The organism is uncultured Maribacter sp. (genome assembly GCF_963974015.1).
Lineage (GTDB): Bacteria > Bacteroidota > Bacteroidia > Flavobacteriales > Flavobacteriaceae > Maribacter.
Window position 1 is genome coordinate 379,067 of sequence record NZ_CAXBBZ010000002.1, and the last position, 25,115, is coordinate 404,181.

26 protein-coding genes are annotated in these 25,115 nt (G+C 33.9%); 10 read left to right on the forward strand and 16 right to left on the reverse strand.

What is annotated here, in order from left to right; translation table 11 throughout:
* The first annotated feature begins 318 nt into the window (after nucleotides 1-318).
* The 4 genes from AACZ41_RS06210 to AACZ41_RS06225 all read left to right on the forward strand — a co-directional run bounded on the left by AACZ41_RS06210 (nucleotide 319) and on the right by AACZ41_RS06225 (nucleotide 6,196).
* Complete coding sequence (locus AACZ41_RS06210; protein ID WP_339627489.1) at nucleotides 319-2,535, forward strand: NADP-dependent isocitrate dehydrogenase; 2,217 nt, start codon at nucleotides 319-321, stop codon at nucleotides 2,533-2,535.
* A gap of 114 nt (nucleotides 2,536-2,649) precedes the next feature.
* On the forward strand, nucleotides 2,650-5,049 hold the full coding sequence (locus AACZ41_RS06215) for a TonB-dependent receptor (RefSeq protein WP_339627490.1): 2,400 nt from the start codon (nucleotides 2,650-2,652) through the stop codon (nucleotides 5,047-5,049).
* Between the two features lie 3 nt (nucleotides 5,050-5,052).
* Nucleotides 5,053-5,970, forward strand: coding sequence for a DUF4249 domain-containing protein (locus tag AACZ41_RS06220; RefSeq protein WP_339627491.1), 918 nt, complete (start codon nucleotides 5,053-5,055; stop codon nucleotides 5,968-5,970).
* Nucleotides 5,957-6,196: a DUF6095 family protein gene (locus AACZ41_RS06225; RefSeq protein WP_339627492.1), complete on the forward strand. Its 240-nt coding sequence runs from the start codon at nucleotides 5,957-5,959 to the stop codon at nucleotides 6,194-6,196. Before AACZ41_RS06220 ends, AACZ41_RS06225 begins: the two co-directional genes overlap by 14 nt.
* On the opposite strand, the gene AACZ41_RS06230 is transcribed toward AACZ41_RS06225, so the two are convergent.
* On the reverse strand, nucleotides 6,193-6,882 hold the full coding sequence (locus AACZ41_RS06230) for a DUF4294 domain-containing protein (protein ID WP_339627493.1): 690 nt from the start codon (nucleotides 6,880-6,882) through the stop codon (nucleotides 6,193-6,195). The genes AACZ41_RS06225 and AACZ41_RS06230 overlap by 4 nt on opposite strands.
* Before the next feature lie 104 nt (nucleotides 6,883-6,986).
* Here AACZ41_RS06230 and AACZ41_RS06235 point away from each other — a divergent pair, with 104 nt between their 5' ends.
* Entirely contained in the window at nucleotides 6,987-8,078 is a 1,092-nt protein-coding gene (locus AACZ41_RS06235; RefSeq protein ID WP_339627494.1) for a M42 family metallopeptidase, read from the forward strand.
* Nucleotides 8,079-8,127: 49 nt separating this feature from the next.
* Complete coding sequence (locus tag AACZ41_RS06240) at nucleotides 8,128-8,676, forward strand: NUDIX domain-containing protein (protein ID WP_339627495.1); 549 nt, start codon at nucleotides 8,128-8,130, stop codon at nucleotides 8,674-8,676.
* Here the strand turns inward: AACZ41_RS06240 and hisS are convergent.
* From hisS to rpsF, 5 genes are all read right to left on the reverse strand, one after another.
* Nucleotides 8,668-10,047: a histidine--tRNA ligase gene (hisS, locus tag AACZ41_RS06245; protein ID WP_339627496.1), complete on the reverse strand. Its 1,380-nt coding sequence runs from the start codon at nucleotides 10,045-10,047 to the stop codon at nucleotides 8,668-8,670. The genes AACZ41_RS06240 and hisS overlap by 9 nt on opposite strands.
* Nucleotides 10,048-10,128: 81 nt before the next feature.
* Nucleotides 10,129-10,605 carry a DUF6495 family protein gene (locus tag AACZ41_RS06250; RefSeq protein ID WP_339627497.1) on the reverse strand — a complete coding sequence of 159 codons (477 nt, stop codon included), beginning with the start codon at nucleotides 10,603-10,605 and terminating at the stop codon, nucleotides 10,129-10,131.
* Nucleotides 10,606-10,741: 136 nt separating this feature from the next.
* The gene (gene rplI, locus AACZ41_RS06255) at nucleotides 10,742-11,194 is read right to left on the reverse strand and encodes a 50S ribosomal protein L9 (RefSeq protein ID WP_339627498.1); all 453 of its coding nucleotides are present in this window, start codon (nucleotides 11,192-11,194) and stop codon (nucleotides 10,742-10,744) included.
* A gap of 14 nt (nucleotides 11,195-11,208) precedes the next feature.
* Nucleotides 11,209-11,505, reverse strand: a complete 297-nt coding sequence (rpsR, locus tag AACZ41_RS06260) for a 30S ribosomal protein S18 (RefSeq protein ID WP_027067300.1) — start codon at nucleotides 11,503-11,505, stop codon at nucleotides 11,209-11,211.
* Nucleotides 11,506-11,510: 5 nt separating this feature from the next.
* A complete protein-coding gene (gene rpsF / locus AACZ41_RS06265) occupies nucleotides 11,511-11,852 on the reverse strand; it encodes a 30S ribosomal protein S6 (protein ID WP_339627500.1) in 342 nt (113 codons plus the stop codon).
* Between the two features lie 228 nt (nucleotides 11,853-12,080).
* Here rpsF and AACZ41_RS06270 point away from each other — a divergent pair, with 228 nt between their 5' ends.
* Nucleotides 12,081-12,773, forward strand: a complete 693-nt coding sequence (locus AACZ41_RS06270) for a LytTR family DNA-binding domain-containing protein (protein ID WP_027067302.1) — start codon at nucleotides 12,081-12,083, stop codon at nucleotides 12,771-12,773.
* Between the two features lie 53 nt (nucleotides 12,774-12,826).
* Here the strand turns inward: AACZ41_RS06270 and priA are convergent, their stop codons facing one another.
* From priA to nadC, 4 genes are read right to left on the reverse strand one after another with little or no spacing between them, the layout of a single operon-like run.
* Nucleotides 12,827-15,283, reverse strand: a complete 2,457-nt coding sequence (gene priA, locus AACZ41_RS06275; protein WP_339627501.1) for a primosomal protein N' — start codon at nucleotides 15,281-15,283, stop codon at nucleotides 12,827-12,829.
* A 2-nt stretch (nucleotides 15,284-15,285) separates the two neighbouring features.
* On the reverse strand, nucleotides 15,286-15,726 hold the full coding sequence (locus AACZ41_RS06280) for a DUF2147 domain-containing protein (protein ID WP_339627502.1): 441 nt from the start codon (nucleotides 15,724-15,726) through the stop codon (nucleotides 15,286-15,288).
* Complete coding sequence (locus tag AACZ41_RS06285; protein WP_339627503.1) at nucleotides 15,723-16,691, reverse strand: YihY/virulence factor BrkB family protein; 969 nt, start codon at nucleotides 16,689-16,691, stop codon at nucleotides 15,723-15,725. Before AACZ41_RS06285 ends, AACZ41_RS06280 begins: the two co-directional genes overlap by 4 nt.
* Nucleotides 16,692-17,549: a carboxylating nicotinate-nucleotide diphosphorylase gene (nadC, locus tag AACZ41_RS06290; RefSeq protein ID WP_339627504.1), complete on the reverse strand. Its 858-nt coding sequence runs from the start codon at nucleotides 17,547-17,549 to the stop codon at nucleotides 16,692-16,694.
* Between the two features lie 65 nt (nucleotides 17,550-17,614).
* Between nadC and rlmH the strand changes: the two genes are divergently transcribed.
* Nucleotides 17,615-18,088 (forward strand): 23S rRNA (pseudouridine(1915)-N(3))-methyltransferase RlmH, encoded by a 474-nt coding sequence (rlmH, locus tag AACZ41_RS06295; protein WP_339627505.1) that lies wholly within the window; start codon nucleotides 17,615-17,617, stop codon nucleotides 18,086-18,088.
* Between the two features lie 31 nt (nucleotides 18,089-18,119).
* Here rlmH and AACZ41_RS06300 read toward each other — a convergent pair whose 3' ends face one another.
* The 6 genes from AACZ41_RS06300 to AACZ41_RS06325 form a co-directional block, all read right to left on the reverse strand.
* Nucleotides 18,120-18,938 carry a type IV pili methyl-accepting chemotaxis transducer N-terminal domain-containing protein gene (locus AACZ41_RS06300; RefSeq protein WP_339627506.1) on the reverse strand — a complete coding sequence of 273 codons (819 nt, stop codon included), beginning with the start codon at nucleotides 18,936-18,938 and terminating at the stop codon, nucleotides 18,120-18,122.
* A gap of 177 nt (nucleotides 18,939-19,115) precedes the next feature.
* A complete protein-coding gene (serA, locus tag AACZ41_RS06305) occupies nucleotides 19,116-21,008 on the reverse strand; it encodes a phosphoglycerate dehydrogenase (protein ID WP_339627507.1) in 1,893 nt (630 codons plus the stop codon).
* A gap of 136 nt (nucleotides 21,009-21,144) precedes the next feature.
* Nucleotides 21,145-21,840 carry an alpha/beta fold hydrolase gene (locus AACZ41_RS06310; RefSeq protein ID WP_339627508.1) on the reverse strand — a complete coding sequence of 232 codons (696 nt, stop codon included), beginning with the start codon at nucleotides 21,838-21,840 and terminating at the stop codon, nucleotides 21,145-21,147.
* Between the two features lie 104 nt (nucleotides 21,841-21,944).
* On the reverse strand, nucleotides 21,945-22,640 hold the full coding sequence (locus AACZ41_RS06315; protein ID WP_339627509.1) for a DUF3307 domain-containing protein: 696 nt from the start codon (nucleotides 22,638-22,640) through the stop codon (nucleotides 21,945-21,947).
* Between the two features lies 1 nt (nucleotide 22,641).
* Nucleotides 22,642-23,247, reverse strand: coding sequence for a SatD family protein (locus tag AACZ41_RS06320; RefSeq protein ID WP_339627510.1), 606 nt, complete (start codon nucleotides 23,245-23,247; stop codon nucleotides 22,642-22,644).
* A gap of 100 nt (nucleotides 23,248-23,347) precedes the next feature.
* Nucleotides 23,348-23,800 (reverse strand): isoprenylcysteine carboxylmethyltransferase family protein, encoded by a 453-nt coding sequence (locus AACZ41_RS06325; RefSeq protein WP_339627511.1) that lies wholly within the window; start codon nucleotides 23,798-23,800, stop codon nucleotides 23,348-23,350.
* A gap of 60 nt (nucleotides 23,801-23,860) precedes the next feature.
* Here AACZ41_RS06325 and AACZ41_RS06330 point away from each other — a divergent pair, with 60 nt between their 5' ends.
* Both AACZ41_RS06330 and AACZ41_RS06335 read left to right on the forward strand, forming a co-directional pair.
* Nucleotides 23,861-24,448 (forward strand): non-canonical purine NTP diphosphatase, encoded by a 588-nt coding sequence (locus AACZ41_RS06330; RefSeq protein ID WP_339627512.1) that lies wholly within the window; start codon nucleotides 23,861-23,863, stop codon nucleotides 24,446-24,448.
* A complete protein-coding gene (locus tag AACZ41_RS06335) occupies nucleotides 24,435-25,079 on the forward strand; it encodes a DUF4337 domain-containing protein (RefSeq protein WP_339627513.1) in 645 nt (214 codons plus the stop codon). The genes AACZ41_RS06330 and AACZ41_RS06335 overlap by 14 nt, the downstream gene beginning before the upstream one ends.
* The last annotated feature ends 36 nt before the right edge of the window (nucleotides 25,080-25,115 follow it).

The following is a 25,115-nucleotide window of genomic DNA, read 5'->3' on the forward strand; positions in this document are numbered from 1 at the left end:
GAATATTAGTTTTTAGAGATTAATGAAATAACAAAAAAGAAATGTTGATTAAAGTTTGGACACCTGTTTAAATTCTAAAAACATTTTAAACGTTGAATCAGTGAAGCGGGTGCAATCAAGGGTTGCCGTTTTAATGAAAAATTAAAACAAACTGTCCGTAAACTTTTTCTAAAAAGCCATATCATTGTATACGTACATTGATATGGCTTTTGTTATTTAACAAATCTTCGCGTATGCCTGAAATATTAGAGCATTTCCTGTCTTTTTAGCCTATAGAAAATTGTATCTTTGTTCCGCTTAAATTAAAACAAACCGCAAATGTCCAAAATTTTTTATACCAAAACAGACGAAGCCCCTGCATTGGCAACGGAGTCTTTTTTACCTATTGTAAAAGCTTTCACAAAATCTTCAGGAATTGAAATAGAGACTAAGGATATCTCACTAGCTGGTAGAATTGCTGCTACTTTTCCTGAGTTTTTAACTAAAGAACAACAGGTTTCCAATGATTTGGATGAATTGGGCAATATGGCAAAACAGCCAGAAGCAAACATTATTAAATTACCGAATATTAGTGCCTCTATTCCTCAATTGAAAGAGGCTATACAGGAATTACAGTCTAAGGGATATAATTTACCTAGTTATCCTGATGAGCCTAAAAATGATGAGGAAAAGGAAATAAGGTCTAAATACGATAAAATAAAAGGTAGTGCCGTTAATCCGGTTTTACGTGAAGGCAACTCTGACCGTAGAGCTCCGCGAGCAGTGAAAAATTACGCAAAACAGAATCCACATAGTATGGGTGCTTGGAGTTCAGATTCCAAAACCCATGTTGCCACTATGGCAGAAGGTGATTTTAAAGCTAATGAAAAATCCTTAACCCTTACCTATGCTACCTCAATTCAGATTAAATTGGTATCTGAATCTTCTGAAACTATACTTAAAGATAAAATAGACTTGCAGGCAGGTGAAATTATTGATGCCACGGTATTGAACAAAGAAGCATTAATTGAATTCTTAAAAAAAGAAATTGAAGATGCAAAAGAAAAAGGAGTTCTTTTCTCTGTTCACCTAAAGGCAACTATGATGAAAGTTTCCGATCCAATTATTTTTGGTCACGTTGTGGAAACTTTATTAAAACCTGTTTTTGTAAAATACGTAGATACTTTTGACACCATAGGAATTAGCCCTAATGACGGGTTAGCCAGTTTGTATCAAAGAATTGAAAAGCTCCCTCAAACAGAGAAAGAAGCTATTACCAAAGATTTAGATGCTGCTCTGGCTAATGGTCCAGATTTAGCCATGGTTAATTCAGACAAAGGTATTACCAACCTTCACGTACCAAGTGATATAATTATTGACGCATCTATGCCTGCAATGATTAGAAATTCAGGTAAAATGTGGAATGCTCAAGGTAAAGCTCAAGATACTAAAGCAGTTATACCTGATAGTAGTTATGCTGGTATTTATTCTGCTACAATCGATTTCTGTAAGAAACACGGAGCATTTGACCCGGCTACAATGGGTACTGTTCCAAATGTTGGTCTTATGGCCCAAAAGGCCGAGGAGTATGGTTCACATGACAAAACTTTTGAAATAAAGGAAAACGGGGTAGTAAAAGTAATAGATTTGGAAACTGGTGCTATTTTAATCGAGCATAAGGTGAGTAAGGGAGATATTTGGCGTATGTGCCAAGTTAAAGATGCTCCTATTCAAGATTGGGTCAAACTTGCGGTTTCTAGAGCTAAGGCAACCAATGACCCTACTATATTCTGGTTAGATGAGAAAAGAGCCCATGATTCAGAACTTATTAAAAAAGTAAACACCTATTTAGCCAAAGAAGATACAAAAGGATTGGATATTCAAATCATGGCCCCTACTGCAGCTACAGAATTCACATTAACCAGAATGAAAGCCGGTAAGGATACTATTTCCGTTTCTGGTAATGTTTTACGTGATTACTTAACTGACCTTTTTCCAATACTAGAAGTAGGTACTAGTGCAAAAATGCTTTCTATCGTTCCTTTGATGAATGGTGGTGGTCTATTTGAAACAGGTGCCGGTGGTTCAGCCCCCAAGCATGTGGAACAATTTTTAGAGGAAGGACATTTAAGATGGGATTCTTTAGGTGAGTTTTTAGCATTAGGGGTTTCCTTGGAGTTTTACGGAGAAAAAAATGGAAATGTAATGGCTAAGGTTCTTGGCGACACTTTAGACAGTGCTACTGAGAAATTTCTATTAAACGACAAATCCCCTTCTAGAAAAGTAAACGAAATTGACACGAGAGGAAGTCACTTTTTCCTAGCGAAATATTGGGCAGAAGCACTAGCACAACAAGATAATAATGCAGAATTAAAAGCAATATTTTCGAAGGTAAGTACCCAAATTAACGAAAAAGAATCTGAAATTCTTACTGAATTACTTGGAGCTCAAGGTTCAAAACAAGATATAGGCGGTTATTATAAGCCTGATGCTATTTTGGTAGAAAAAGCAATGAGACCGAGTTCTACACTTAATGAAATTTTAAAAGCAATTTAATAACAATATTTAAAATTAAAATACCCTCGATAATTATCGAGGGTATTTTTTTTTGGAACAAAATTAACTTTTAGGAGTGTCATGATTTTCTGACTATTTTTACTAAAAAAATTGATGAAAGGATATTTACAACTTATTCTTATCACCTTACTATGCTACTCTTCAAATTCATGGAGTCAAGAAAAGTTTACTTTAAGTGGAACCATATCTGAGAATAGTAGTAATGAGACACTTATTGGCGTTACTGTAGCAATACCAGAATTAAAAACCGGTGTAACAACTAACGAATATGGGTTCTATTCCATCACATTACCAAAAGGTACTTATTCCGTTTTAATTACCTACCTAGGTTTTAAAGATGTTCTACAGGAAATTAACCTAAATGAAAATAGAAAAATAGATTATTTACTTGAAGAGGAGGTTGAACAATTAGAAGAAGTCGTGGTTACAGAAAATGTGGAAAAGATGGACATTCGAAAACCACAAATGAGCGTAAACACCCTTTCTATAGGCACTATCAAAAAAATACCTGTAATTCTTGGAGAGGCTGACATAATTAAGTCCATATTGCTTTTACCCGGTGTTACAAATGCTGGTGAAGGTGCTTCAGGTTTTAATGTTCGAGGTGGTGCCGCAGATCAAAACCTTATCCTTTTAGATGAAGCAATAATTTTCAATTCATCTCATTTATTCGGATTCTTTTCTGTGTTTAATCCTGATGCCATTAAAGACATTAAACTATATAAAGGTGGCATTCCTGCTCGATATGGTGGCAGAGTCTCCTCGGTTTTAGATATTTTTCAAAAAGAAGGAAATAGTAAAGAGTTTAAAATGAATGGCGGCATTGGTGCTGTTGCCAGTAGACTTTTAGTTGAAGGACCGATTAAAAAAGATAAAGCAGCTTTCTTAATTGGTGGTAGAGCATCTTATGCACATCTTTTTTTACCCTTATTCGATGTTGACAATACAGCTTATTTCTACGATTTAAATACTAAATTAAATTATAGATTAAATGATAAGAACAACATATTCCTTTCTGGTTATTTTGGTAGAGATGTCTTTGGAATCAATGACAGTTTTGTAAACACCTATGGAAATGCAGTGGGTAATTTTAGATGGAACCATTTATTCTCAGATAAACTATTCTCCAATCTATCACTTATTTATTCAGATTACTACTATGGTTTAAAGCTTGATTTTGTTGGTTTTAATTGGAACTCAGGTATTCGAAATTTCAATATAAAATATGACCTTAAACATTATATGAATGATAAGCTGCAAATAAATTACGGACTTAATAATGTTTACTATCAATTCAATCCTGGTAAAATTGAACCTAGTAATGCTGAATCGGGAATTTTGGAAGAACAACTCATTCAAAAATACGCTAATGAATTTGCTGCTTACGTTGATATTGAGCATAGAGTAACAGAGAATTTAAGTCTTGGCTACGGATTACGTTTTAGTCAGTTTATGCGTTTAGGTCAAGATGAACTGAATGTATATGCAAATAATAATCCCGTTGAATTCGACCCATTCCTACTCATTTATCAAGAAGCAGAACCAATTGATGCTATTAATCCAGGTAGAGGAACTACACTGTCAACTTTTAGTAATTTTGAACCTAGAGCCTCCTTATCGTATACCTTAAATGAATCTAGTTCAATCAAAGTAAGCTATACGAGATTAGCTCAATACCTTCATCTTTTATCTAATACTAGTTCCCCTACCCCATTAGATGTTTGGACACCGAGCGGTCCGTTTATAAAACCACAACTGCTCGATCAATATGCCTTTGGATATTTTAAAAATATAAAAGACGGTGATTATTCTATTGAGAGTGAGGTTTTCTATAAAAATGTTCAAAATAGAATTGATTACATAGACGGTGCCAACTTAATTGCAAATAATGCTATAGAGCAAGTTATATTAAACGGCGAAGCTCGTGCATATGGATTAGAATTTTTACTCCGAAAAAATGAAGGTAAACTTCAAGGCTGGCTTGCATATACCCTTTCCAGATCAGAGCAACGCACACCTGGTAGAACACCATTTTTAGATAATGGCCGTAGCAATATTGAATCTGGAATTAATTTCGGAAACTGGTACAATACCCCGTATGATAAAACCCATGACATCTCCATATTCTTAAGTTATGATTCAAATGACAAATGGAATTTCAGCAGTAACTTCACCTACCAAACTGGCCAACCTACCAATTACCCAATTGGTCAATTCGAATTTCAAGGTTTAACCGTCCCTTATTACGGATTACGTAACACACAAAGACTACCTGCTTATAATCGACTTGATCTATCAGCTACTCTAACTCCAAAAAAGAATGCCAATATAAAAATTAAAGGCGAATGGGTATTTAGCTTATATAACGTATACAACAGACGAAATGCTGCTTCTATTAGCTTTAGGCGCAATGATGATACTGGTGCTAATGAAGCGGTTAGAACTTCTATTTTTGGTATTGTACCTGCTGTAACCTATAACTTTAAACTTTAATCGATGAAACGTTTTATATTGGTCATATTGACAATTTCCTTTCTTGTTTCTTGTGAAGATGTAATTGATTTGGAATTACCTGAAAGCGATACAAGGCTCATAGTAAATGGCGTTATAAGGGTAGATGAAAAACAAGAGTATTTACCTATTGAAATTGTTGTTTCAGAAAGTAGTTCTTTTTTTGAAAGCAACACCATTGCTTCTATAGAGAGTGCCGTTATTTATTATGGCACTCCCAATCCCGATGCTCCTGAAATATTAGAAGGTGGTGGTATTTCAAATTTAACAGAACTTGAACCCGGTAGCGGTAAATGGGTGCCAGACCCAACATTTGATAGTGATCAAAGAATTAGAGTAAGTAGTATTAACGAAGGTGATGTTTTTCAATTAATACTAACCACAAGAGAAGAACGCTATTTCGCAACTACTACCTATGTGAAATCAGTGCCAATAGATTCGTTAGTTCAAGGGGACCAAACTTTATTTTCTGGTGATGAAACCGAAGTTATCGTCACATTTACGGACAATGGCGACCGTGACGATTATTATATTTTGGATTTTGATTTTAATGAGTATTTAGTCACGGAAGATGAATTTTATCAAGGGCAAACATTTGTGTTTTCCTATTTTTACGATTCCGATTTAGCCTTGGATACAAACACTAGTATTACGATAGGTCTAATAGGCGCAGATGAATCGTTCTATAATTATATGAATCAAATAATAGTCCAATCTGGTGGAGACCAGGGGCCTTTTCAAACACCCGCTGCCACAGTTAGAGGTAATATCACCAATATAACTGGTATAGATAATTCTGAAATATTTGATAATGTTGAGCGAAACGATAATTTTGCCTTAGGCTATTTTGCAATAGTTCAAGAATATAAAAAAAGTATAGTCATAGATAATGAGAAGAACTGATAAAGATATGCTCGTAACAGGGCTAAAACGTTTGGGAATTACTGTAGTTTTAATGTTTACAGCTCCATTAGTACTATGGCAAGCATTTAAAAATCAAGAGCATTTTCTATTTTGGCCAGTATGCATTCTTGGAATAATATTAGCCTCTTATGCCGTTTTCATGGGATTTAAGGGAATAAAAACTATTGTAAATTCTGTATTCGGGGCTAAAACTAAATCGAATTAGTTTTTAGGTATTTTTGTAGTTTTCTTCCACTTATTATACAACTTGTCATAATCATAATCTAAAACAGTAGCTTGCCGCTCTAATTTACCATTAGAAAATGCACGCTGAAGAATATCTTCAATTAAATAATCTTCTTCAATCACATCTGGGTGAAATTCTTCTTTAATACTAATCTTAAATAATTTGGCTGTAGTATTATACCAAAAGGCACGCCAACCATTACGAAGGTCCTTTACCAAATCGAATGCAGTATTACCCGTTTGTCTGTAGATTAACTTTACTAAAATCTGTCCCTCAGTTCGGGTAAGTTTTTTTAATTCTTCTGAAAATTCTTCCTCAATGTACTTTTGAACCTTTTTTGTGTACTTCTTTCTTTTTCTAGTATTCTTGATGTCGGCAAGACTATCATTAAGTTCTACTAACCTTTCTGCGGCCAATTTTGCGTACGGATATACTTTTTCTGTTTTTCTACGTAATATATAATACCTCAGTTTGTCATCATAAGAAGAGAACTTTAGCTTTCCAAAAACATAAGCTTCTTCTAATGCAATAGAATTCTGTACTAAAGAATCACCTGAAATAATTATCATTTTCTCCGATACAGAATCCAATTCCTGTTCTTCTATCTGAGCACAAATAGAATAACTGGTCAAGAACAAAAAAATGAGTAAATAGTTAAATTTCATTAATATAGGTTAAGCAAATGTCTTGCCAAAATTAACGATAATTATAAAAGGTTTTTATTTATACAACGCTAATATTGTTAAGTTTGTATCTTAAAATTACATTGATGGCTAATAAAAAAATTATTACTAAAAAGTCTTTGGACTTTTTTGAGAAATACTTGAATAATGCTGCTCCGACCGGTTATGAATTGGAAGGGCAAAAATTGTGGATGGACTACCTAAAACCATATGTAGACACTTTTATTACAGATACTTATGGCACTGCAGTTGGTGTAATAAATCCTGATGCAAAATACAAAGTTGTTATTGAGGGACATTCTGATGAAATTTCATGGTATGTTAACTATATAACAGACAACGGATTAATTTATGTGATTCGCAATGGTGGTAGTGACCATCAAATAGCGCCTTCGAAGTGGGTAAATATCCACACGAAAAAAGGAATCGTAAAAGGAGTATTTGGCTGGCCAGCAATTCATACTCGTAAAGGAGAAAAGGAAGAATTAGCCCCTAAATTAGATAATATTAGTATTGATATAGGCGCTAAGGACAAAGCTGAAGTTGAAAAGATGGGAGTTCATGTTGGTTGTGTTATCACCTACCCAGATACATTTCAGGTTTTAAATAAAGATAAATTCGTTTGTAGAGCTATAGACAATCGCGCTGGCGGATTTATGATTGCAGAGGTTGCACGTTTATTACATGAGAATAAAATAAAATTACCATTCGGACTTTATATTACCAATTCAGTTCAAGAGGAAATTGGTCTTCGTGGTGCTGAAATGATTACCCAAACCATTAAGCCAAATATTGCTATCATTACTGATGTTTGTCATGATACGACAACACCAATGATTGAGAAAAAAATACAAGGACATACTGAAATTGGAGCTGGACCTGTAATTTCTTATGCCCCTGCAGTACAAAACAAATTACGTGAACGTATATTAGAAACAGCTGAAGAAAAGAAAATTCCTTTTCAACGTATGGCTGCATCAAGAGCTACTGGTACAGATACCGATGCTTTCGCTTATAGTAATGGCGGAGTTGCATCGGCATTAATTTCTTTACCTTTGCGTTATATGCATACTACTGTCGAAATGGTTCATAAAGATGATGTTGAGAATGTTATTCGATTAATTTATGAGACACTCCTCACTATCAAAGAAGGAGAAACCTTCAGTTATTTCGATTAAATTATAACAGTCCCTCCAATTTTTTTGGAGGGATTATTTTTTTAGCGCTATGGACGAGCTTATTGACATTTTAAATGCTGATGGAATACCGTTAGGTAAAACTACAATGAAATCTGAAGCCCATAAAAAAGGACTCTTTCATGCCACGGTTCATATATGGCTTTATACAGAAGACGGAAAACTACTTATACAAAAACGAGCTTCCGATAAAGATACCCATCCTAGTTTGTGGGATATCTCGGTTGCGGGACATATTGGCGCCGGAGAATCAGTTATAGATTCGGCAATTAGGGAAGTGCAAGAAGAAATAGGTTTAACGATTAAGGGTAAAGAACTGAAGAAAATAGGTGTATTTAAATCCATCCAAAAACATTCCGATCAACTTATCGATTGTGAGTTTCATCATACGTTTTTGTCTAAACTAAAGATACCCTTAGAAAAACTTATCAAACAAAAAAGTGAAATTGATGACCTAAAATTAATTTCGAATATTCAATTTGAGCAAGAATTAAATGATAAGGAGTTAGCCAAACAATATGTGCCACATTCCATTAAATATTACACTAATATTTTAAATAAAATTAGACAATTACTCTAACGTTGCAACAAATTTGTCTACTTCAGAAAGTGTATAAATTATTTGGTCACCGCTCTCCATATATTTCACCACAAAACTATTATTTTCTAATTCTTCAGCACCTAACAAAATCACATAAGGCACCTTTCTATTATTAGCATATTTAAATTGTTTCTGGATTTTTACATCCGAAGGATATAAATCTGACATTACACCTCTCTTACGAAGTTCTGTTACCAATTTTAAGGACACTAGCGCTTCCTTAGCCCCAAAGTTAAGGCAAAGAACATCCAAAGACTTATCGACGGACTCAGGGAATAAATTCAATTCTTCCAATACCAGGTATATTCTATCCAATCCAAAAGAAATTCCTACCCCACTCACATCTTTTAATCCGAAGATACCTGTAAGATCATCATAACGACCACCACCACCAATAGACCCCATAGATACACCTTTCGGAGCTGAAACTTCAAAAATTGCCCCTGTATAATAATTGAGTCCACGAGCCAATGTAACATCTATTGCCAATTTAGCAGATTGTAAACCTAAAATTGAAATAGTCTCCATAATAAAACGAAGCTCTTCCAAACCTTTTTGCCCTTCTACAGAATCTTTCAATAAGCTATCTAAACGATTTAACTGATCTACATTACTACCTTGAGGTTCAAATAATGGTGCTGCTTTTTCGATTGCATCGGCCGAAATACCTTTGGCCAGCATTTCTTTTTTAACGCCCTCCTCTCCTATTTTATCTAACTTATCTAAGGCTACCGTAAAATCTATCAATAAATGCTTTGCCCCAATAACTTCAGCTATACCAGCCAAAATTTTTCTATTGTTCATTTTAATTGTAGTACCTTCTAATTTTAAATCAGAAAATACCGCGTCATACAATTGTATGAGTTCTACCTCTTGCAACAATGAATCTGAACCTACCACATCAGCATCACACTGAAAGAATTCTCTAAAACGACCCTTTTGCGGTCTATCTGCTCGCCATACGGGTTGAATCTGATACCGTTTAAACGGGAAATCTAGCTCATTCTGATGCATGACAACATAACGGGCAAAAGGCACCGTTAAATCATATCGCAACGCTTTCTCTGCGATTTTAGGGGCTATACTAGTAGAATTTTTAGAACTGTAGGTTACATCATCAACCTTACTGATAAAATCTCCTGAATTGAGAATTTTAAAAATTAAACGGTCACCTTCTTCACCATATTTACCTAACAACGTTTCTGAATTCTCAAAAGATGGAGTTTCAATAGGTTGAAAACCAAAAGTTTGAAAATTTCTTTTAATAGAATCAAAAATGTAGGTACGCTTTGCTATTTCAGATGGAGTAAAATCGCGTGTTCCTTTAGGAATAGATGGTTTCTGTGCCATTAATTTTTTATTGAAATACAAATATAGCCTTCAAAAGGTAAGACTACAATTAGGAATTAATAATATGTACAGCCAAGTGCTCTACGAGGTTTCAATTACCTTTTCGAACCACTGGTATAATTCGCCTTTAGTAATAACTGCGCCTTGTTGAAGCAGTAAAAACTTGTCGACATTTTTATCATCGGTATAGGCTTTTGAAGCTGTCAAATATTCTACAAAGTCTGATTGCCAATTCTTCTTAAACCATTCAAATCCTATTTTAGTAGTTAAATCCAAATCTGGATTCATCACTTTCACAGAAATAAGCTTCATTTCTTTTTCAGTTAAATGAAACATATGCATTTGATTACTTGAAATATTCTCTAAATAAGAAACTTTATTCAGAACGCCTTCCCAAACCAAATCGCTAAACAGGTCTAATTCTTCCTCTGCTACTTTAGGCTTATCTCTTTTAATTGCTTCCCACTCATCACCTGTAATAGATTGGGTAGCCAAAAAATTAATAAACTCTTGGTGCAATTCTTCTAATTGTTCTTTTGTTAGCCTTGTGTACTTCATTGGTTAATATTCTATTTATAATGATTAAATGTAACGTACCAATCTCATATTGATAGTGTAAAGACCCATTTCATGACAAATCAAAAAAAAGCCCTCCAGTAAACTGAAAGGCTAATATATTTAATAATTTGAAAAATTATTTTTGCTCTGCAACAACTTCAAATCCAAAATCAACTATAACCTCACGGTGTAATCTGATTTGTGCATTGTAAGGGCCGGTTCTCTTAACCGCACCACCTAAAATACTAATGAATTTTTTGTCGATAGCATGACCTTCTTTAGCCAAAGCCTCTGCCAAATCACCGTTAGTAACTGAACCGAATAATTTATCGCCAGCACCTGTCTTAGCTATAATCTTCAATTCTAAAGCTTTTAATGCTTCTTCAGTTTTCTTAGCGGCATCAACAACTTTTTTCTCTTTATGTGCTCTTTGCTTTAGATTTTCAGCTAAAACTTTTTTAGCAGATATAGTAGCCATTGCAGCTAAGCCTTGAGGAATAAGGAAGTTTCTTCCGTATCCGTTCTTAACATTGACTACATCGTCTTTAAAACCTAAATTTTGTACGTCTTCTTTTAATATAAGCTCCATGATTCTTTGTCTTATTATTTTAATAAATCAGCAACATATGGCATTAATGCCAAATGACGAGCTCTTTTTACCGCTTGGGCTACTTTTCTTTGATACTTCAATGAAGTTCCTGTAAGTCGTCGTGGTAACAATTTACCTTGCTCGTTTACCAACTTCAATAAAAAATCTGCATCCTTATAATCCACGTATTTAATACCGGACTTTTTAAAACGACAATACTTCTTTTTAGTGTTGGTCTCAATGTTCAATGGAGTTAGATACCTGATCTCTCCATCTTTTTTTCCTTTTGCCTGTTGTTGTAATGTTGCCATAATACTTAAGCTTTAGCGGTTTTGTTTCTTGTTCTTCTTTTTTCTGCCCATGCAATTGCGTGCTTGTCCAATTTAACGGTCAAGAAACGCATAACACGTTCATCTCTTCTAAACTCCTGTTCGTAAGGTGTAACTACCTCACCAGTGTTAGTGAATTCGAACAAGTGGTAAAATCCACTCTTCTTGTTTTGTATCGGGTAGGCCAATTTCTTTAGCCCCCAATTCTCTTTAGCTACCATTTTGGCGCCATTGTTAATTAAGAAATCCTCGAATTTCTTAACTGTTTCCTCTATCTGTACATCTGATAGAACGGGATTCAAAATGAAAACAGTTTCGTAATGGTTCATATTATATTTGTTTTAAGGAGTGCAAAAATAGATATTATTTTAAAATAATTATAAGAAATACGAAAATTCTTCGTTATTGAATGGTAACAACATGAAAAATAGACCAAATCTTAATCATATCATCATTACCAAATACACGATCAACAGTGCATTGTTTACATCTTTTGTTGCAGTTCAGCATGTTTTTTCGGTTATTTGTCGATGATTTAACCCCACAAATCAGCCCTTATGAAGTTAAGAAGTATCATCGTTGACGATTCATCCATGCAAAGGATGGCCGTTGCAAAGTTGGTAAACAATCATCCTAATTTAACTATGGTAGCAGAATACAGTAATGCTATCGAAGCTAAAAATGGAATCAAGAACCATGAGATAGATCTTATATTTCTTGATGTTGAAATGCCAATTATCACAGGATTCGACCTACTCGAGTCACTAGAAAACAGTCCTCAGGTAATTTTGATTACCGGGAAGCCAGATTACGCACTCAAAGCATTTGACTATGACGTAACGGATTATTTACACAAACCGATTACCATGGCACGTTTTGATGCATCTGTTAAAAGAGCTGTTGCCAATTACGAACAATTGCACCGAGTAAATGAAGATGAGGAGCATATATTCGTAAAGAGCAACCTTAAGAAAAGGAAGGTTATTTTGAATGATATTAAGTGGATTGAAGCACTTGGTGACTATATAAAATTAGTGACAGATGAAGCTAATATTGTAATCTTATCAACAATGAAATCTTTTGAAAAGCAATTGCCAGAAGATAAGTTTTTAAGAATACACAAATCTTACATCATTAACCTTGAGAAGGTCGAGAAATTCAATAGTAAAAATGTTGAAGTAAGTGGTAGATCTATACCATTAAGTAGAAATAAAAAGACAGAACTTGCCGAAGCGCTTAGTAACGTATAATATATGATATAATTTTACTTTCAAAAAAGACCGCTAACTAGCGGTCTTTTTTATTATATATGGTCTACGTTATATATTACCCTAACACTTCTATACATCGCTACAGCTTTAAATGATTTCTCTATGCGTCGAATGTTGGCTTTTGTTTGCGCCAAAGATTGCACTTTTTGAACCTTAACCACAATATGCTTTAAATACTGATTTCGAATTCGAGCTACCGGTGGATATTCAGGACCTAATACAGTGCCGCCGAAATTAGAACGTAATGCTCCTGAAAACCAATCTGCCGCTTCATTTAAAACATTATAATTTTTATGCTTGAAAGTAACTTTGATAATTCTGTTTACTGGCGGATACTTAAATTGCTCTCGCTCATATAACTGTTCTTTATACATACCCTCATAATCACTTGTAGCAACCTGTTTTAAAATTTGATGATATGGATTATAGGTCTGTATAATTACTTTCCCTCTTTTTTTAGTACGCCCTGCCCTACCCGATACTTGAGTCAATAACTGATATGTTCTTTCATGAGCACGATAATCGGGAAAATTCAACAGAGAATCTGCATTCATGACCCCAACTAAATTTACATTTCTAAAGTCTAGGCCTTTGGTCAACATTTGTGTTCCTACTAAAATATCAAGTTCTTGTTGCTCAAAAGCAGTAATTATCTTTTCATAACCATGCTTACCACGTGTTGTGTCCAAATCCATCCGACCGACTTTTGCGTCTGGAAACAATTCTATTACTTCTTTTTCAATTTGTTCAGTACCAAATCCTTTTGTATCCAAATTGGGACTACCACAGGCAAAACAACTTTCTGGTAATGCCGTATGGTGACCACAATAATGACAACGTAATTGATTTCTAAATTGATGATAGGTAAGACTAACATCACAATTTGGACATTGAGGCGTATACCCACAGGTTAAACATTCCAATAAAGGCGCAAATCCCCTTCTATTCTGAAACAGTATAATCTGATTGCCATCTTTAAGTGTTTCTTGCATTTCCAAAAGAAGCCCTTCAGAAAAATGACCTTTCATTCGTTTTTTACGCGTGGCCTCTTTAATATCTACCAATTCCATCTCTGGCATCAAAACATCACCATAACGTCTAGTAATTTCCGTATAACCATATTTACCGGTTTTAGCATTATAATACGTCTCTATACTCGGTGTTGCCGAGCCTAATAATACATTGGCGGTATGTAAATTACCTAAAACAATAGCGGCATCTCTTGCATGATATCTAGGAGCTGGGTCAAATTGCTTGAAAGAGCTTTCATGTTCCTCATCTACAATAACCAAACCTAGTTTGCTAAAAGGCAGATACATTGCCGATCGTGCCCCAATAACTAACTGTGCCTTTGGTTTAGCTTGCAAAACATTATGCCAAACCTCCATACGTTCTTGAACATTATATTTAGAGTGATAAACTGCTATTTTCTCACCAAAATATTCTAGTAACCGACTTATCAATTGTGTGGTCAACGCAATTTCAGGAAGTAAATAAAGAGCCTGTAAACCCTTTTCTAAACATTCTTCAATCAACTTTACATATACCTCGGTCTTTCCTGATGAAGTAACTCCTTTTAATAATGTTACTTTCTTTTCTTTAAAAGCCTTTTTAATATCTATTAAAGCAGATGTCTGATATTCATTTAAGTCTTTAGTTCCAGAGTCATCAGAACTTCCACTAAAATTAACACGGTCAGTTTTGATGAAATATTCTTCTAAGACTCCTTTATCTACCAATGACTTAATAACGGCTTTTGAGGTATTGCTTGCCTTCTCTAATTCTGAAAATTTTATAGGTTTTTGACTTCTACCCTGAAGTTGAAAAAGTGTCAGTACTACCTGACTTTGTTTAGGAGCTCTTGTCAATGAATTTAGAAGTTCTTCTAATTTATCATCTGCGGCGTATTCTACACCTAACTTTACATATCTCACTAATTTAGGTTTATACTGCTCGTAAACCTCTTCTTTAAGTACAATGATTTTTTTCTCCAATAGTCTTTGTAGAATAGGTAGTACATTTTTACGTTCTATAATGGCAGATACCTCTTGAACCTTAAGTATTGACTGGTGCTGTAGCGCCTCAAACACTAAAAACTCATCGTCTAAAAGCTCATTTTCATCAACCTCATATTCCGTATTTCTCAGAACTAATGTTTCACTCTCTAGTAAAAAAGCACTTGGTAATGCACTTCGTACAACCTCACCCAATGTGCACATATAATAAGAAGCAATCCATTCCCAGTGTTTAAGCTGAATTGGATTTATAATCGGATAATCATCTAATAACTGATGTATTTCTTTTGCTTCATAGGCTTCAGGAGGATTTTGATGAACACTATGAACAATGCCAGTATATATTTTTGTTTTGCCAAAAGGAACTGCTACACGCATACCTGCCTGCAACAGTGTTGCTTCCTCTTCTGTAATACTGTACGTAAAACTTCGCTCAAGAGGAATAGGTAATATTACATTAATAAAATTTCCCATAACTATCCTTCCACTCGCAACCAAGTCTGGGTTCTGAAGATGAACGCTAAATACCCTCTTACTTTTAATTCATTGTGATTATCAGGATTCAACCATATTTTGAACCTAAACGTCATCGCTTGTTGTGGATCAAACAATCTTTTTCCTTTCCATTCTCCATCTTCATGTTTCTTTCCAGCGGTTATTATCTCCATGCCTTCAACAGGCTTATCCTTTAATTCTCCATCACATTTCACACAGGTTACATCTTCCATTCCTTCTTCTAAAATTTCAACAACCTTACCATACATCAACCCATCTTTCTTATAAATCTCAATTACGCCTTTAGGCAAACCGGTACGGTCGTCAATAGTTTTCCATTTTCCAAAAACGGATTGTGCCGAAACATTCATAGCTAGTAAAAGGAAAAATAGAAAACTTAATTGAACAGTTTGATTTATCATTCTTTTTTAGTGATTTTTCTTAAGGTATTTAAGGATGCATTTAACTCGAACCCAAGCAGCAATATATTAGAATTTAACCAGATGTAAACCATTAATATCAATAATCCTCCAAGGGCACCATATAATTCATTATATCGAGCAAATTTTTCTACATAAATTCCAAAAAGATAAGATGTAATCAAAAATAAAATAGTCGTCATCAATGCACCTATAGAAAAGAAACTGGCTTGCTTTCCTTCCCTTGTTCCTGAATAATATAAAATTGCGGTCGTAAAGTAAGAAAGAATTATAAAAAAAAGTACTTTGGCAATCTGAACTCCTACCAATTCTTCTTCCCCCAACACATATCCGCCCTGTCTGGCAGCAAACTCCGAAAGATAACCTAGCACATAAAATTCAAAATATATAAAAGCTACAAACCCTAAAATTATCAATATCGCCAAAATGAGTCCTACCATTAAAGCGTATAAATATTGTTTGAAAAAATTACGAGTCAATTCAATATGATAAGACGTTTCAAAACCCCCAAAAATAGAATGTACGCCATTTGCCATTAAAAAAATGGAAAGTATAAAGGCCGATGACAGCAATCCACCACTTTTTTGGTCTTTTATTTGTTGAAATACTTCGCCGAAATAATCACCTGTTGCACTTGGCAAAAACGACTCTAAGAACAATTGAAATTGAACGTCAAAATCACCATGTTCAATACTTATATAGGATACTAAAAATGGCACAAGGGTTACCATGAAAATCAATAAAGGAAACAATGCCATAAATAAACTAAATGCAATAGCACTGGCCCGTGTAGACAATGTTCCTTTTAAAATACCAAAAACATACATCTCTAACAGATCATATACTGAAAGACCCTCCAAACCGGGTAATCTGACTTTTTTCAAAAGCCTGACACCCCAATTTATAATAGGAATCTTATCTAGTTTTTTCTCGACCTCTAGAGACATTTAAACTGCTTTTAAACTTAAATCCATATTGTAGACCGAATGTGTCAGTGCACCTGAAGAAATATAATCAACACCACATTCCGCATATTTACGAATGGTTTTCTCATTAATTCCACCAGAAGATTCTGTTAAACAGGTCTCGCCTATTAATTTTACAGCTTCTCGGGTATCTTCATAATTAAAGTTATCTATTAGTATTCGGTATACACCAGAAGATTCCAATATTTCCCGTATCTCATCTAAATTTCGAGCTTCAACTATTATTTTTAAGTCTCTTCCCGTTTCTTTTAAATAACTTTTGGTCTTGTCAATTGCCTTTGTAATACCACCGGCAAAGTCTATGTGATTATCCTTAAGCATTATCATATCATAAAGAGCAAACCTGTGGTTTTCCCCTCCACCGATTTTTACCGCCCACTTTTCAAGAGCTCTTATACCCGGTGTTGTTTTTCGTGTATCTAATATTTTTGTTCCGGTACCTTCTAATAAATTAACGAACATATTGGTCTTTGTGGCAATTGCGCTCATTCGTTGCATTGCATTTAGCACCAAACGTTCAGCTTTCAAAATACTTTGAGCACTACCTTCTACATAAAAAACAATATCTCCATAATTTACGGGTGAACCATCTTTTATACGTACATCAATTTTCAATTTAGGATCAACAAAATAAAATACCAACTCGGCGAAATCTACCCCAGCAATAATACCGTCATCCTTAACCAACAATTTTGCTTTACCCACAGCCGTTTCTGGAATACAAGCCATAGAGCTGTGGTCACCATCGCCAACATCTTCACGAATGGCATTCGCTATGATCAATGTAATCTCTTCTTTAAACTGTTCTTCTGAAATCATATTTTTAATATCTAATGCTTTGCTAAATTACAAAGACATTTGCGAAATTGATTTACTTTTGAAATATGACCATAAAACTTTTAGCCATTGGCAAAACTGACAGTTCTCAACTACAAGAGCTCATTGAAGTTTATCAAAAAAGATTACAACATTATATCAATTTTGATATTGAGCTAATACCTGATTTAAAGAAAACTAAAAATTTATCTGTAGTACAACAAAAGGAAAAGGAAGGCCAATTAATTCTCAAAAAATTGGCAGCCACCGATGTTTTAATTCTTTTTGATGAAAATGGAAAACACTTTACTTCAATTGAATTTTCACAATATTTACAGAAGAAAATGAATTCTGGGATAAAACAAATAGTCTTCTTAATTGGGGGGCCTTATGGTTTCAGCAATGATGTTTATGCTAAAGCATCGGGGAAAATAAGTCTTTCAAAAATGACTTTTTCCCACCAAATGGTTCGTTTATTTATTACCGAACAACTTTATAGAGCCTTTACTATACAAAAGAATGAACCATATCATCATAATTAAAAATGGCCATAAAAATAGGTTGTTATTGATACTACTGTTCCTTTTCTAAAGATTTGACCATGTTATTTGAAACATCTTCTAAATCTTTAAGCTCCTCCATTAAAAATGATATTATCTCTTCTTTATGTTCCATATTTTTCTCAATTCCTAAAACATGGTTAAAATTTTTAATATTGGTCATATGAGATTTAAAAGCATGGGTTTGATGCCATGAAATCTCTTTTAACTTTTTATTCTGAACAGTTATTTTCTTTATGGAAGGATTTATGAAAAAGAATATCTCAAGAATAAGTATTACTAAAGAAAATACAGCCAGTTCTAATTCAATAATCATTAAGGCTTTGATATCTTTCTCGGATGCTTTTTGAAACTGAGTCACAATTGTATCCATTATAAACAAAAATTGGTCTACCTCGGCCGACAAATCTTCTATAGAAACCTCCTCTAACTGATTAAAGTTTTCCAAAGTCTCAAGAATATAATTTAAGTGAGGCTGTAATTTATCAAAATTATTTTGAATCCCTACATTGTTCAATGGCTCTAAACCCATAGTAACACTACCTTTTTGCAATGCATCATTTGCGGAAGACAACTTATTGACCGCCAATCGCATTTTGCCATAAGAACAAGTAGAATACTTGCATTGGTACACATTTTTTACGATCATTTGAGATAACATTCGCTGTCTACCTGCAACATTAATTCTTAGTGCATCACGTCTTTGTCGCGCTAAAGAAAATTGAATTATTGACTGTATTGCAATAGTCAATACGATTACTGTAAATACTAATAAATAATAGTTATTAAAACTTTTGCTCTGTTTTAATTTTTTAAAAAGGTTTTTTCCCATTAATAAAGATATTTCCTACAAAACTTGAAAATACAATAATATATAGATGGAAAAAGACTAATGTTGTAATTACGACTTAAACCATGGTGTACGCACAAATACTGTTAGTCTAGTTACAAACTCTCAAGTTTGATAAAACCTAATATTTTGATTGGAGAATATCTAAAAAAAACACTACTAGTACAATACTCTAAATTTAATCGTATTCTCTACCTTTTTCAGTGCTTTTAAAACATCTTTATTATATTCTTTATCTAAATCTGTTATCACATAACCAACTTCATTATCAGTAGAAAGATATTGACTAGAAATATTTAGCTCGTATTCTGCCAAGACCTTATTGATTTTAGCCATAATACCGGGAACATTCTTATGAATATGAAGAAAGCGGTGCGCTTTATTCTGTTTCGGCAAACGAATATTCGGGAAATTTACAGCATCAACTGTATTACCACTGTTGATATAATCCATAATCTTATTTGGTACAAAGTCCGCAATATCACGTTGCGCTTCTTCTGTGCTACCACCTACATGCGGTGTCAAAATCACATTAGCAAAACCTTGTAATTTAGTATGAAACTCGCCATTACTAGCAGGCTCATCAGGATATACGTCAATAGCTGCACCACCAATATGCCCGCTTTTCAAACCTTCAGCAAGTGCATCAATATCTACCACAAAACCCCTTGAAAGGTTAATTAGCATTGCACCTTTTTTCATTTGCTTTATTTCACGCTCACCAATGAAGTTCTTATTAGCTTTATTATCATCGATATGCAAGGTCACAACATCTGAAACGTTCAATAAATCTTCAAGTGTACCACATTTTACTGCATTACCTAGAGCTAATTTATCGTCGACATCATAATAATATACACGCATACCCATAGCTTCAGCCAATACAGATAATTGTTTACCTATATTACCATAACCAACTATTCCTAAATTTTTACCACGCACCTCTCGAGACCCTGCAGCTGTTTTTTGCCATTGTCCCTCATGAATCTCTCTACTGCGGTCAAATACACTGCGCATAAGCATAATAATCTCACCTATCGCCAATTCTACAACTGATCTAGTATTGCTATAAGGCGCATTAAAAACTACAACGCCTTTTTTCTTAGCGTTCTCTAGATCTATCTGTGTTGTACCGATACAGAATGCACCTACTACCAAAAGTTTGTCGGCAGCATCTAAAACTTTTTGTGTTACTTGTGTTTTTGATCGTATACCTAAAACGTGTACGCCCTTTATTTTTTCAATTAACTCATCTTCAGATAAGCTGTTCTTAATTAATTCAACTGAAAATCCATCTTCTGAAAGATTTTCAAATGCAGCTGTGTGCACGTTTTCTAATAGAAGGACCTTAATCCTATTCTTTGGGTACGAGATATTTCTTGGCAACTTGTTCACAAATAAAAATTCATCTAAACTTGGTGTAACATAATCCGCATTATTAGCGGCCTTTTCTCTATGCACGTTCTCAGTATAAGCAAAAAACTTATGGGCTATACCTGCTTCGCGCATTACATAATCGCTGTAACCATCCCCAATAACTTGAACTTCTCCTTCCAAGTCCATTTGTCTTAGGCAATCTATTTTGCCATTATGTTGGGACAGCACATTATTCTCATCGAAACCGATGATATTTCCTTCTTCGTCGAACTTAAATGTATTTGCATACACGCGATCCGACGGAATATTATATTCTTTAACTATTGGATCAATGAACTCTTTAAAACCACATGATATTACATAAATATCATCTGCATACTTTTCAAAGAATTCTTTATTAGATTCTATAGACTTCGATATTTTACTACGAAGTTCTTTTACAAGACCCTCTAAATCATCTTTTTTGGCATGTAAAAGTTTAATTCTGCGTTCTAAAGATTCAGTAAAAGAAATATCACCATCAATACCAAGATTCGTGATTTTTTGAATTTCCTTTATAATCTCATCTTTGTCCGACTTTCCATTTAAAGTCATTTCCGCAAGCACATCTAAGGCTTCTACCCTAGTTAACGTACTATCAAAATCAAAAACGTATTTTCTACTCAATTCGACCATTTCTACCTTTTGTTTTGTATTCTTGCGATTAAAATAAGAAGCAAAAGTAAAAATTTAATTTATCCTGATTAATGTTATCTCGTAAATAAAACAAAAATGATCGGTTATGATGTAAAACAATCAAATGCTATTTGAATTAGTCCAAAAACCGAAGCACCTCGTCAGAAAAATCTGCTGTTTTATATGTGCCATTATGATCTCCTGGCACTCTTGCCAATATTCCATTAACAAATGCATTACTCAACTCTTTGGCATTTCCATTATCTGAATCCTTATCTCCACAAATTACCATGACGTCAATCTTAATTTTCCCTAATTTCTTCTTTGAGGTTACCGGTTGATATTTTTGCTGCAAATGCAGCGAACGCAAATCTGCATATATAGATTTTGCATAGTCTACAGCTCCCTTGGTATTTTCATTAACCTCGCCATCAAAGGCTTTGGTGAACATAATTCTCCTATCCCAATCTGGATTCGTGAAATCTATTCCCATACCCCCTAAAACCGCTTTTACTATTCGCTTATCAGTAGTCAGCAGTTTTGCCAAAACAATACTTCCTCTAGAATATCCTACAGCCTTATAATGTTGAATATTCAAACTGTTCATTAGCAATTTTAAATCTTTAACTTCTGCGTCATTTTCATATGCTACTTCATCTTGGGGTTTATCAGAATCCCCGTTACCCCGTAAATCAGGGACAATTACTCGATATCCCTTATCAAGTAAATCTTGTTTCAATTGTGTTTTATCCCATGATTTTCTTGAATTTATGAAACCGTGAATCAATAATACCGGTTCACCTTCTCCTTCATCTGAAAAAACAATTTTCACATCATCGAAAGACTTAAAATTTTTGGATTGAGAAAAACATATTGATGTGAAAAATAAAAGTAATATGCAAAATGAATAGTTCTTTTGTACCATTGATAAATGTATTAAGAAATGTATAATAGTCCGGCCAAAATCGCCAATCCGAAACTAACTAACGTACCTATCAATATATATTCAGTAAGCTTTCTGTTATTTCGCTCCTTTAAGTCATTAAATCTAAATACAGACTTTGCAGCTATTAAAAGTCCGATAACTTCCCACCTACCAATTACTATAAAAATTAGCACGAATAACCTTTCTATTATGCCGATATATTTACCTGCATTTGGTAAAGATTTATGATCTGTTTCTATCTGGTTGGACATACCCTCGAGAATTACACCCATAATAATAGACGCTGGATAAGTCACAAAAACTATCGCCGTTATCAATGACCAATCTAAATTTCTAAAAAGTGTTAGGGTGTGTTCATATAAATTGTCATAAAAAACACAACCATAAATAATTACTATATGTAAAGCCTGGTCAATAAAAAACGGAATACTTTTATTTTTAAATAATAAATCGGTATATAGTTTTAGTAAGTCGATAAAGTAATGACCTATGGTAATAATTAATGCTATTTTCCATGAAGACAAATCCCACAAGAAGAACATATAAAGTGCAAAATGCAGTATTACATGTATATACAAATATTTTGATGCAATCTTATGTGATTGTTTATGTATCACCCATTTAATGGGCTGAAGAATAAAATCACCTATTAAATGAGCTAAAATTAGTTTGATGAATATCAACATATTAATTATCTGTTATTACTTCTTCATAATAAGACAATACATCTAAAACCAAGTCTAATCTAGCTCTTTTTAATCTTTGACTTACAGCAGATTGTTTTATCCCTAATTTTTGTGCAATTTCTTTTTGTGAATACGCAGGGTGGTCTAAAACCAAAGTGACAATTTCAGCAGACACCACACTCCAATCATCCATAAAATCAAGTGCCAATCGCAAAATCAAATTAAGTGTGCGGTCTTTTTCTTCGATTCCTGTTGCAATGCTAAGATTAATCTTACTTTCTTTAAGCGACTCAAAATTTCGCCCTGATCGCTGGTATGCTGGCCCGTTCGATTCGGTAACCCCTGCACCAACATAAGTCTCTAAACCTATACCTATGCCCATTCTTACATCTAAGCCTTTTATAGCTTTTAACATTGACTTAATACGGATTGCAGAGAATAAGGCATTCTTCTCAGTTACCTTTAGTTGAAATTCATCGCCACGATAAATCTCCCAATTCATTGGCGAAGCACCAAACTGGTTAAAGTATCCCTTCAATAAATCTATCCACTGAGAACTAGGGTGTTTTTCAGAATTTATAATATCTCCGGTAATTATTGCTATCATGATTATTAATTAAAAAACTAATATATTAAATTATAAGCTAATTAAATAATATTTTAAAATATTATCTATATCGTTAATATATAGATTCAACAATAAATCTCTAAAACCAACGTCTGGTCAAGGTACAGTATTCCTTATAGGACCGTCCAAATTTATTTAAGAGAATACGCTCTTCGGGAATTATCTGAAAACGATTCATGTACTCTACAAAAGCGGCGGCTATTAAGGTATTAAAGGCATTTCCTAAAACAACCCCTAAAGCTAATAAAGAAATTAATAGGGCTAGATACATTGGGTTACGAGTAAATTTATAAACTCCGCTATTAACCAAAATAGAAGTCTTAACAGGTTCTGTAGGATCTATAGTAGTTTTAGCCTTAAAAAATTGAATAAGAGCTATAATACCTATTAAAATAGCAAGTCCTAATAAAATTTTTGAAAGTAAAAGCCTCCCAAAAAAGTCAAAATAACCAAAAGGCAAAAATTCTGATAACAAATACATGATAAATCCAAAGAGCAAAAACACAATAGCTGGCGGTAACTTTAATTCCATTTTATAAAATTACTACTTTTGAGATTCAAAATTCAATAAACCAGTTCCCAAATTAAGAACATGAAGCTCGTATTCGCAACACACAATTCTAATAAATTAAAAGAGATACAACATCTACTACCCAAATCCATCGAACTGGTCAGCTTAAATACTCTAGGATGCACAGAGGAGATACCTGAAACAGCAAAAACTTTAGAAGGCAATGCCAAAATAAAAGCTGATTTTATTACGAAAAACTATCGACTTCCATGTTTTGCGGATGATACAGGCCTTTTAGTAAACTCATTGAACGGAGAACCCGGAGTATATTCTGCGCGTTATGCTGGTGAACAAAATGATTCTCAAGCCAATATGGAAAAATTATTAAACAACTTAAAAAACAAAGAAGATAGAACCGCACATTTCAAAACTGTAATCGCTTTAAATATAAACGGAGAAACACATATATTTGAGGGTAAAGTAATCGGGAAAATTACAACTAGCCAAAAAGGTAATCATGGTTTTGGTTATGACCCCATATTCAAGCCGAATGGTTATAAAGAAACATTTGCCGAACTACCATTATCTATAAAAAACAGCATAAGTCATCGTGGTCAAGCAGTTCAAAAATTGATAGCATATTTAAACAACATTAATGTTTCAGAATAAAAATAATAGAGAAACGGTAGAAGTATCTGTCGCATCAGAAAGAGCTGAAGCTGTTGGTGGTGTATTAATCGCGCTATTTGCTGCACTCATGGCCATATCACAAATGGTCAATGGCGAGCTAGAGGAAGAAATGATGATTGCCCATAATAATGTCGTTAGTTATTCTAGCTGGTATCAATCCAAAAGCATCAAAGAAAGTTTAAAAGAAAGTGAACTTGAATATTTAAGCGCACTCATTAGTACCGGAATGGTTACCAAAGAAAATATTCCTGATATTCGAGAGAAAATGGCAGTAGTGAAAAATAAGATTGGAAAATATGGCGCTGAAAAAATCGAAATTCTAAATGGTTCGGCTTTTGTCGGGAAAGAAAATTGGAAACAAGACATAGAAGGAGAAATGGGTGTGATTACCGGTGTCAAAGAATGGCAACAATTAGCAGCAACTTACGATTATGCTACTAAAAAATTTGACTATGGTATGCTTTTCTTTCAAATCTGCATAGTTCTTGGGGCCGTTTGTATCATTTTATATGATAACCCCATTTTACAAAAAAGCCTTATCGTATTTATGATTATTTTTGGAATTACGGGCACAATCCTATCAATATATGGCTATTTATTGGCCCCATAGCATTACTTACCAATTTATTATACCAGTCCAATTATT